Source organism: Streptomyces sp. MGP-BFMKR1 (genome assembly GCF_057766585.1).
Genome location: NZ_CM173408.1, coordinates 4,888,413 through 4,897,500 on the forward strand (window position 1 = coordinate 4,888,413; position 9,088 = coordinate 4,897,500).

General features: G+C 75.3%; 7 protein-coding genes and 1 pseudogene (1 of these 8 running past the window's edge). 6 read left to right on the forward strand and 2 right to left on the reverse strand.

Features of this window, described 5'->3' with window-relative positions:
• The first annotated feature begins 63 nt into the window (after nucleotides 1-63).
• Complete coding sequence (locus AC3CHW_RS19130; protein ID WP_488467255.1) at nucleotides 64-426, forward strand: SH3 domain-containing protein; 363 nt, start codon at nucleotides 64-66, stop codon at nucleotides 424-426.
• A 227-nt stretch (nucleotides 427-653) separates the two neighbouring features.
• On the opposite strand, the gene AC3CHW_RS19135 is transcribed toward AC3CHW_RS19130, so the two are convergent.
• The gene (locus AC3CHW_RS19135; protein ID WP_488467256.1) at nucleotides 654-3,008 is read right to left on the reverse strand and encodes a protein kinase domain-containing protein; all 2,355 of its coding nucleotides are present in this window, start codon (nucleotides 3,006-3,008) and stop codon (nucleotides 654-656) included.
• 96 nt (nucleotides 3,009-3,104) lie between these two features.
• Here AC3CHW_RS19135 and AC3CHW_RS19140 point away from each other — a divergent pair, with 96 nt between their 5' ends.
• Nucleotides 3,105-3,686, forward strand: a complete 582-nt coding sequence (locus tag AC3CHW_RS19140) for a hypothetical protein (protein WP_398612303.1) — start codon at nucleotides 3,105-3,107, stop codon at nucleotides 3,684-3,686.
• 73 nt (nucleotides 3,687-3,759) lie between these two features.
• Here the strand turns inward: AC3CHW_RS19140 and AC3CHW_RS19145 are convergent, their stop codons facing one another.
• Nucleotides 3,760-4,200: a nuclear transport factor 2 family protein gene (locus AC3CHW_RS19145; protein ID WP_459251065.1), complete on the reverse strand. Its 441-nt coding sequence runs from the start codon at nucleotides 4,198-4,200 to the stop codon at nucleotides 3,760-3,762.
• Between the two features lie 448 nt (nucleotides 4,201-4,648).
• Here AC3CHW_RS19145 and AC3CHW_RS19150 point away from each other — a divergent pair.
• The 4 genes and pseudogenes from AC3CHW_RS19150 to proC form a co-directional block, all read left to right on the forward strand.
• Nucleotides 4,649-4,966: pseudogene (locus AC3CHW_RS19150) on the forward strand (ArsR/SmtB family transcription factor); the annotation flags it as partial.
• Between the two features lie 233 nt (nucleotides 4,967-5,199).
• Nucleotides 5,200-5,490, forward strand: a complete 291-nt coding sequence (locus AC3CHW_RS19155) for a hypothetical protein (RefSeq protein WP_176162441.1) — start codon at nucleotides 5,200-5,202, stop codon at nucleotides 5,488-5,490.
• 562 nt (nucleotides 5,491-6,052) lie between these two features.
• On the forward strand, nucleotides 6,053-8,188 hold the full coding sequence (locus tag AC3CHW_RS19160) for an MMPL family transporter (protein WP_488467257.1): 2,136 nt from the start codon (nucleotides 6,053-6,055) through the stop codon (nucleotides 8,186-8,188).
• Between the two features lie 294 nt (nucleotides 8,189-8,482).
• Nucleotides 8,483-9,088, forward strand: the 5' portion of a protein-coding gene (proC, locus tag AC3CHW_RS19165; protein ID WP_398612300.1) for a pyrroline-5-carboxylate reductase. 201 nt of this gene lie beyond the right edge of the window; 606 of the gene's 807 nt are visible here — the first part of the coding sequence; the start codon lies at nucleotides 8,483-8,485; its stop codon lies beyond the right edge, outside the window.

The window sequence follows — 9,088 nt, forward strand, 5'->3', positions numbered from 1 at the left end:
CAAGCTAACCTGCGCATGTCTCAGCATGTCTCAGTACAAATCGCTCAACGGGGGAGGGGCCATATGGCCACGGAAGAGAACAACGCGTTGCCGCGCGAGGTCGCGGGGGTGGCAACGGCCGCCGCGGGGGCGGCCGTCGGCAGCGGTGGCGCGGCCGGCGGGGTCATCGCGGCCGGCGAGGCCACGTACCCGGTCGCGCCCGGCTACCGGGTCAACGTCCGCAGCGGCCCGACCACGACCAGCCCGGTGGTGCGGGTGCTGGCCTACAACGCGCGGGTCCGCATCCGCTGCCAGCGCCGAGGCCAGTCCGTCAAGGGCCCGTACGGCACGTCGAGCATCTGGGACAGCATCGCGCCGGGCGAGTACATCTCGGACGCGTACGTGCGCACCGGCAGCGACGGGTACGTCGCACCGTCCTGCGGCTGACCCAGGGACCGACGGACCAAGCGGACCAGACGGACAGACCAGGCAGACGGATCAGACGGTCCGGCCCGGGTGGGCCGCCGTACCGCGAACACCGGCCAGGCGCCCGTCACCGCTCGCACGCGGTGGCGGGCGCCTCGCCGTCGCCGGGCGCGGGCGCCTCACCGTGCGCGGCACAGGCCGGGCCCGGGGGCCGGGCCCGGGGGCCGCGCCCGCGTCACGAGGGCGCGCTACCGGCCCGGGTCCGGGGAGTTCGGGTCGACCGAGAACAGCGTGCCGTCCGACGCCGAGGCCACCAGCGCCCCGTCGACCCGCAACACCGCGCTGGTCTCCATCGACATGCCGAGGCCGCTGTCGGCGCTGCGCGGCCCGGTCTGCCAGCGCTCGCCGCCGTCGCGCAGGTCGAGGGCGAGGACGCGACCGCTGCCGTTGCACAGGTAGACGGTGTGCTCGCGGGTCGACACCGACGGGAGGCCCAGCCGCTCCACGTCGGACAGGCTGCTCCACAGCGTCCGGCCGCTGCGCGGGTCGACCGCCGTGACCCGGCCGCTGCTCTGCACGAAGAACAGCCGCCCGCCGGCGAGCGAGCCGTGCCCGAGCGCCAGCCGCGGCATCCGCACCTCGCGCCGCTTCCCGGTGACCGCGTCGAGGCGCACCAGGCTCTGGTACGGGGCGCCGTCGCGGTCCTGGTACCGCAGGAACAGCAGGTCGCCACCGTCGGTGCCGAGCGGTTCGTCCACGTTGCGCAGATGGGCGAGGTCGGTGGCCGCCCCGCTCACCCGGTCCAGCCGGCGCACCAACGTCGTGTCGCTCTCCCCGTCGTCCGCCCAGCACAGCGCGTACGGCAGGCCCGCGTGCCCGGCCGGCGAGCACTCCTGCCCGGGCGGTACGGGGTAGGACCAGCGCACCTCGCCGGTGGCCGCGTGGCGGGCGGTGATGGCGCCGTCCCCCGGGGCGCTGCTGAGCACCAGATCGCCGGCGATCGCCGCCTCGGCCGAGTCGCTCACCTGCCGCGACCACACCTCATCGCCGCTCTCCGCGTCGAGCGCGACCAGTCGCGTCCGCCCCTCACTGGGCGAGTCGTGGACGAAGACCAGCCCGCCGCGCACGCCGATCGGCTGGCTGCCGCTCGCCATCTCCTCCGGGTCGCTCAGCGCGTCGGTGCGCCAGTCGAGCCGCCCCGAGCGGGCGTCGAGCCGGACCGTGGGGAAGCCCATGCCGCCGCAGAACAGCCGGGTCTCGCGCGCGACGCACTGCGGGTCGAAGACCTCGCCGAGCCCGGCGGTGCCGGCCGGGCCGGCCTTCGGCGTGACCCCGCTCGGGTGCAGCGCCACCTCCCACGGCCGCCAGCCGTCCGGCAGCGCCGCCGCCCGCACCCCGCGGCCCACCGGGCCGCTGGTGCGCACGCCGTCGTCGGGCCCGAACAGCAGGAACGCCCCGCAGCCGAGGCCGAGCGCCGTCAGCGACGCGAGGGACCCGAGGACCCGCCGCGGCCAGCGCCCCCGAGGCCAACGCAACAGTGCGCCGGCGCGCCCGCCGGCGCCACCCGCCGCCGCACCACTCGCCAAGCCACCCGTCGAGCTACCCGCCGGGCCAGCCGCCGCCCCGTCACGCCGGGCCCGGCCCGCCCCGGCCGCCGCTCCGACCGCCCCGCCGGCGCGCGCCGCCGCGCTGCCCGCCGCCACAGCGCCCACCGCGCCCCCCGCCGCCCGACCCGGCGCACCGCCCGCTGGCGCACCGCCCGCCGCCGCGCCGCGCGCGGCGACACGTACCGGGCCCCGGGTGGGCAGCCCCGTGAACGCCTCGACCAGCTCCGGGAGTTCGGGCCGCCGCGCCGGGTCCTTGGCCAGGCAGCGCGCCACCACGTCGCGCAGCGGCTGCGCGAGTTCGGCCAGCGCGGGCGGCTCGTGCACCACGCGGTACGCCGTCAGGTACGGGCTGTCCGCGTCGAACGGCCCGTATCCCGTCGCCGCGAACGCCAGCAGCGTGCCGAGCGAGAACACGTCGGAGGCCGCCGTCACCTCGCGCGGCCGGTTCAACTGCTCGGGCGACATGAACGGCGGCGTGCCGAGCACCCGCCCGGTCACCGTCAGCGCCTGGCCGTCGGCCGCGCGCGAGACGCCGAAGTCGATGACGCGCGGCCCGTCCTTGGCCATCAGCACGTTGGCCGGCTTGAGGTCGCGGTGCACCACGCCCACCCGGTGGATGTCGCCCAGCGCCCCCGCGAGGCCGAGCGCGAGCCGCCGCAGCCTCGCCGCGCTCAGCGGTCCGCGCTCGGCCAGCTCCTCGGCGAGGGTGCGGCCCGGCACGTACAGCGTCGCCATCCAGGGCCGCTCGGCGTCCGGGTCGGCGTCCACCACCGGCACGGTGTACGCGCCGCTCACCCGCCGCGCCGCCGCGACCTCCTGCCGGAACCGGTCGCGGAACTCCTCGTCCTCGGCGAACTGGGAGTGCACCACCTTGACGGCGACCTGCCGCCCGGAGGCGGCGCGGGCCAGGTAGACGACGCCCATGCCGCCGGAGCCGAGGCGGTCGAGGAGCCGGTACTCCCCGACCACCTCCGGATCACCGACGCCCAGCGACACCGCCCCACCTCCTCGCACGCGCGTTTGAGCAAAAAGCCTAGACGTCGCGCGAGGCCACTGAGTGACCGAACCCGTCAACCGGCGATAATCGACGGTATGAGCGATGAGCAGCAGCCCGGCACGGGCGCCGAAGCCCCCGACGCGAAGGCCGCGGCGGGCGCCGACGCGGGGCCCGAGCCGGACTCGATCTGGTTCTTCGGCACCACCTGGGTGCACCACGACGGCGGGTACGCGCTGCGCCGCGTCGGCTTCTCGCTCGGCACCCTGCTGGCCGCGGCCGTGGGCACGTTCCTGCTGGTCTTCGCGTACCAGGGGGTGGCCATCTCGGACGCCGGGGGCCTGGTCAACCTCATGGTGATCGTGGCCCTCGCGATCTGTAGCGCGCTCGCCTTCGGCCGCACGATGGAGGAGTTGGGCTCGGGCGAGGGCCGGCGCGGCGGCCGGCGGGACCGGGCCGAGCGCGGCGACGAGGCGGCCAGCGAGAAGTCGATGCGCAGCATCAAGCTCATCGGCTTCGTCGGCGTCCTGCTCGCCTACTTCTGCCGCAGCCTGGTCGAGGCCCCGCGCGAGAAGCGGTACCGGGCCGAGTACGAGGCGGCCAAGATCCGGCACGAGCGGCTGCGCGCCACCCGTACGGGAAACCCCGCGGCGCGCGCCAGGAAGCGCAAGCGCCGCTGAGCGCGCTGGCGCCGCCCCCAGGGTGCGCGGCGCTGTCGCGCTGTCGGTCGCGCCGCGGGTCGCGGCGGTGCCGTCACGCGGTCGGCTCGGCCTGGTCCGGGGTGCACGCGGCGGCGATGCCCAGGCTGTCCTCGTAGATGTGGTGCCGGACGATCTCCCCGTTGGCGACGGTCAGCCGCAGCGCGAACGGCGAGTGGAACGTCTTCCCGGTGGCCCGCACCGTGCCGTGCAGGTGCCCGGTGAGGACCGCGTCCGCGCCGTCGACCAGGAAGGCGTCGATCGTCGCGCCGCCCGCCTCCGGCACCGTGTGCTCCGCCAACTCCACCCAGTGCCCGACGACGTCGGCGCGCGTGGAGCGCGGCCGGATCCACGGCACGGCCGGGTTCGGGGCGATCTGCCATTCCACCTCCTCCGCGTACATGGCGGCGATCTCCTCCGGCCCCTGCTCGGGGTCGGCCACCCGGCGCAGGTACTCCGCCACGACGGCCCGCGTCCGCTCCGTCTCCGCTGCCATTGCGACGGCCGAGGCGGGGTCGACGGCCGGGGCGGGGGTGGTCGCGGTGGTCGTGGCGGGGGCGGGAGTGGTGTCGGTGTTCCCGGCGCGGTTCGCGGTGTTCGTCTTCGTCGTCATACGGCAGAGCCTGCCGGCCGGCCGCCGCCCCGTCGATTACCTGCCAGGTCATGCCGGCGGGCGCGGACGCGGACGGACGGGCGGCGGCGAGTGACGGGCGGCGGGCGTGGACGCGGGCGCGGGCCGTCGCGCGCGGGTCCGGGCGGGCGCGCGCGGGTCCGGGCGGGCGGCGAGTGGGGCGCGGCGCGGGCGCGGGAGGCTGGACCATCGGGGGAAACCCTGAGACGACCCCCAGATGTCCCTAGGTCACCCCGACATGTGTCAGTTTCCTTTGACAGGTGTTTGGCCGGGGTGTCAGTGTAAGAACACCACACAGCAAGAGAGGTTCGAGATGGGCTCGGCCCCAGTCCCGACCGGAGACGAACTGCTGAAGATCCTCGGCGCGCTCGGCAATCCGCACCGCATGCGGATCATCCAGGCGCTCACCGGCGGCCGTAACTACGTCAGCCGGCTGGCCCGGGACCTCGGCATCAGCCGCCCGCTGCTGCACATGCACCTTCAGCGGCTGGAGGCCGCCGGACTGGTGGTCGGCTCGCTGGAACTGTCGGAGGACGGCAAGGCGATGAAGTTCTTCGAGGTCGCGCCGTTCGTCTACCGCCTGACCCCCGAGGCCATCGCGGCAGCGGCGGCCTCGCTCACCGAGGCGGACGCGGCGGGCGCGGCGGCGGAGCCGGCACCGGAGGCCACCCCCCGAGGCCGGCGCCGCCGCACCCCCGAGCCCGACCCGCCCACCGCGGAGAGGCCCGGGACCGCGCCACCCGATCCCGTACGACCCGATTCCGTACGACCCGACGCCGGGCAGCCCGACGACGCCGACCGACCCGACCCCGCGGACGCCGCGCGCGCCAAGCGGTCCGTCAATCCGTGAAAGAGAGAAGCGCAGTGAACGAGGAGATGGTGACACTCGCCGCGGACGACGCGTCCGAAGCCTGGGTGGGAGCGGTGGGCGCGGGCGGTGTCTTCCTGCTGCTCATCGTGATCGTCTGGCAGATCGCCGCCACCTGGCGGGCCCGCATGCTTGCCGCGCGCGAGGAGCAGTACAGGCAACTGGCGGGCAAGTACGCCCAGTTGCTGGAGGACAACACGGAGCTGCACCGTCGCACCCTGGACGAGTTGAGCCAGGCCCGTACGTCGCTCGCCGCGATGGAGAAGATGATGCGCGAGATCGAGTAACGCCCCCGCGGGCCGCACCGCCCGCCCTCACACCCTCCCGCACCCACGGCCGTACGCCCCGGCGCCGGCGCCACAGCCCGTACGCCCCGGCCCCGCGGCCTCCGACCCACCCGGCCGCGCGGCCCGAACGCCACCCGGCCCGCCCGGGACACCCGACCCGCCTCGCCCGGGCACCGCCAGCCCAGCCGCCGGCCGCTCAACGACCGGCCACTGAACGACCGGCCCACTCAAATTCCGTTCGCTCCACCGTCATTCGCCCGGCCGCCGCCCGCCCGGGTGCCGGTCACGCGCGCCCGAACGGCCCCGCGCGCCCAGGCACCCCGCCGTCACCAGCAACCGCAGACCGCACGCCGCACACCACGATTTCTGACCCGCGCGCCGCGATCCGGGACCGCGACCTGCACGTCGCGCCCCGTGCCCCGCACTCCGCGCCCGCGCGCCGTATCCGCTCCGTGCCCGACACGACGTGTGGCCGGGACTGCACTCCCGGCCACACGCCCACACGGAGCGACGTTCCGCGAGCCCCTCGCACAACTCACTCCCACTCCGAAGGAGATCACCCATGCCCGCGTGGAGCAAGCGGCTCCCCGTCCTCCCCGGCGGACGCCGCTCGAAATGGGTCGTCCTGGTGGCCTGGCTGATCCTCGCGGTCGCCCTCGGGCCCCTGGCCGGCAAGCTCGGCGACGTCGAGGAGAACGGCCCGAACGCCTTCCTGCCGAGCGGCGCCGAATCGGCCCAGGTCAACACCGAGTTGGAGAAGTTCCGGGCCGACGAGCTGACCGCCGCCGTCGCCGTCTACACCCGCGACGGCGGCCTCACCGCGGCCGACCGCGCCAAGGTCGCCGCGGACCGCGCGCGGTTCGCCGAGTTCGCCGCCGACGGCCAGCGGGTCGCCCAGGCCGAGCCCTCCGCCGACGGCCAGGCCCTGATCACCACCGTCCCCCTCTCCGGGGCCGACGGCCTGACCGACGACGTCGACGCGGTACGCGAGATCGCCGACGCCGACGCGCCCCCGGGGCTCACCACCGAGGTCGGCGGCCCGGCCGCCTCCCTCACCGACACCGTCGAGGTCTTCAACTCCCTCGACTCCACCCTCATGATCATCACCGGCGCGGTGGTCGCGGTACTGCTGCTGATCACCTACCGCAGCCCCATCCTGTGGCTGTTCCCGCTGCTCGCCGTCGGCTTCGGCGCCGTGCTCACGCAGGTCACCACGTACCTGCTAGCCCGGCACGCCGGGCTCCCGGTCGACGGGCAGAGCGGCGGCATGCTCATGGTGCTCGTCTTCGGCGTCGGCACGGACTACGCCCTGCTGCTCATCGCCCGCTACCGCGAGGAACTCCACCAACACGCCGACCGGCACCAGGCCATGGCCATCGCCCTGCGCCGCTGCGGGCCCGCCATCCTCGCCTCGGCCGGCACCATCGCCATCGGCCTGGCCTGCCTGGCCTTCTCCGACATCAACTCATCCCGCTCGCTCGGCCTGGTCGGCGCGGTCGGCGTCGGCTGCGCCTTCGTCGCGATGATCACGGTGCTGCCCGCGCTGCTGGTGATCGCGGGCCGCTGGGTGTTCTGGCCGTTCATCCCGCGCCACGGCACCGCCGCGCGCACCGGGCGCACCCCCTGGGCCGCGATCGGCGCCGCCGTCGCCCGCCGCCCGCGCTGGGCCTGGCTCGCCTCGCTCGGCCTCACCGGCGCCCTCGCGCTGAGCGCGCTCGGCATCACCATGGGCCTGAGCCAGGCGGAGATGTTCCAGGACAAGCCCGACTCGGTCATCGCCCAGGAACGCGTCTCCGCGCACTACCCCTCCGGCGCCTCCGACCCCGCCGACGTCGTCACCCGCGCCGACGGCGACCGACTCGCCCAGGTCAGGGCCGTGGCGGCGAAGGTGCCCGGCGTCGCATCGGTGGGCGAGCCGCAGGACTCCGTACGCACCGGCGGCCACGAACTCGCCACCTTCCCCGTCGTCCTCAAGGACGCCCCGGACAGCGACGCCGCCAAGGACACCGTCGACGCGCTGCGCGACGCCGTGCACGCCGTCGACGGCGCCGACGCGCTGGTCGGCGGCACCACCGCACAGGCCATCGACACCGAGCGCGCCGCCGACCGCGACCTGACCACCGTCATCCCGATCGTGCTGCTCGTCGTCCTCGCCGTACTGATCTGGCTGCTGCGCTCGCTGGTCGCCCCGCTGCTGCTCCTGGCCACCGTGGTCGTCTCGTACTTCGCCGCCCTCGGCACGTCCCACCTGCTCTTCGAGCACGTCCTGGACTTCGCCGCGATGGACTGGTCGACCCCGCTGATGGGCTTCGTCTTCCTCGTCGCGCTCGGCATCGACTACAACATCTTCCTGATGACCCGGGTACGGGAGGAGACCGAGCGCCTCGGCCACGCCCGCGGCGTCCTCGCCGGCCTCACCGGCACCGGCGGCGTGATCACCTCGGCGGGCATCGTGCTCGCGGCCACCTTCGCGGTCTTCGCGGTGCTGCCGCTGGTCACCATGGCCCAGCTCGGCGTGCTGGTCGGCGTCGGCGTCCTCCTCGACACCTTCCTCGTCCGCACCGTCCTGGTCCCCGCCCTGGCCCTGGACATCGGCCCGAAGGTCTGGTGGCCGGGCGCCCTGAGCCGCGCCGCCTCGCCGCGCACCCCGCCCCCGCCCGCGGCGCGCCCGCGCGAGGCGGCACAGGAAGGCGCGTAAACCCGCGCCCGCACCTCCCCGCCCTCACCTCCGCGCGCCCCCGCCCTCCCCGCGTGCCCCGGCTCCCGCCGGCAGCGGCCCGCAGGCGGGGGCGCGCCCCCGCGCCCGACCGAGCCGGCGCCCGCCACCCCACCACCCGTACCGCCACCCGGACACCCACCACATCGGCGCCGCCCCGATGCGAGGATGCCGACGAACGCCGCCGGCGGAGCCAACCCCTCCGCCCGGCTCCGTACCGCACCGGACTCCGCGTCACACGGGAGACCGGACCGCACTGGATGAGGTGAGCGCACCATGGCGCAGAAGGTCGCCGTGCTCGGCACGGGAAAGATCGGCGAGGCACTGCTCAGCGGCATGATCCGCGGCGGCTGGTCCCCGGCCCGGCTACTGGTCACGGCCCGCCGACCGGAGCGCGCCGCCGAGCTGCGCGAGCGCCACGGCGTCGAGGCGGTCAGCAACGCCGAGGCGGCCAAGTCCGCCGACACCCTCATCCTCACCGTCAAGCCCCAGGACATGGGCACCCTCCTCGCCGAGCTGGCCCCGCACCTGCCCGCCGACCGGCTGGTCATCTCCGGCGCGGCCGGCGTCCCGACCGCGTTCTTCGAGGAACGGCTCGCCCCCGGCACCCCGGTCGTCCGCGTCATGACCAACACCCCGGCCCTGGTGGACGAGGCCATGTCCGTCATCTCCGCGGGCAGCCACGCCACCGAGGAGCACCTGGCCCACGCGGAGGAGATCTTCAACGGCGTCGGCAAGACCCTCCGCGTCCCCGAGTCCCAGCAGGACGCCGCCACCGCCCTCTCCGGCTCCGGGCCCGCGTACTTCTACTTCCTGGTCGAGGCCATGACCGACGCGGGCATCCTGCTCGGACTGCCCCGCGACAAGGCCCACGACCTCATC

Coding starts and splice junctions, on each gene's coding strand:
- AC3CHW_RS19130 (WP_488467255.1), top strand. CDS start 64: ATGGCCACGGAAGAGAACAACGCGTTGCCGCGCGAGGTCGCGGGGGTG.
- AC3CHW_RS19140 (WP_398612303.1), top strand. CDS start 3,105: ATGAGCGATGAGCAGCAGCCCGGCACGGGCGCCGAAGCCCCCGACGCG.
- AC3CHW_RS19145 (WP_459251065.1), bottom strand. CDS start 4,200: ATGGCAGCGGAGACGGAGCGGACGCGGGCCGTCGTGGCGGAGTACCTG.
- AC3CHW_RS19160 (WP_488467257.1), top strand. CDS start 6,053: ATGCCCGCGTGGAGCAAGCGGCTCCCCGTCCTCCCCGGCGGACGCCGC.